Genomic DNA, 535 nt, shown 5'->3' with positions numbered 1-535 from the left:
CCCCGCCTGAACTTGCCGCCCAAGCCGCCATTATGCGCTTGACTGCCAATGAGTTTTCAGACGACCTCTTATCCACCCAAGCCGTCGCTGCCTACTTCGCCGAGCTTTATCAATTAAGAGGCAGTGAACTGGACAATAAAAAAATTCTGAAAATGCACAACGATACAGGGCAAAGCCTCGATTTCCCATTCCAAACCATCGCCGACAAATTCCGCATGATCGAAAGCCACATGCAGCCGCTGATTATTCCGTTCGATAACGAGGCCGAAAACCTCATTAGCAGCCTGCACCATGCCGACCACATCGGCGGACTCTTACGCAAACTGCAACCCTACACCGTCCAAATCCCCGAAAAAGCTCTCGCCGCTTTATATAAAGCAGGACGTATCGAACCGATTAACGAGAAAAACTTCGGCAAACAGTTTTATACGCTGATTGGACTGGATTTGTATGATGACGTGGCGGGTCTTTCTTGGGAAGATACGGAGTTTTTGAAAGGGGAGAATTTGGTGTTTTAAAGAAAATTATTTTGATT

General features: G+C 47.3%; 1 pseudogene. It reads left to right on the top strand.

The annotated features are described in order from the left end of the window. Positions 1 to 518: pseudogene (locus ACTHUF_RS11055) on the top strand (CRISPR-associated helicase/endonuclease Cas3); the annotation flags it as partial. Between the last annotated feature and the right edge of the window lie 17 nt (positions 519 to 535).

Origin of the sequence: Neisseria sp. P0024.S006, assembly GCF_051956595.1 — a bacterium.
Classification (GTDB): Bacteria; Pseudomonadota; Gammaproteobacteria; order Burkholderiales; family Neisseriaceae; genus Neisseria.
This window is presented reverse-complemented; position numbering and strand designations above follow the sequence as displayed.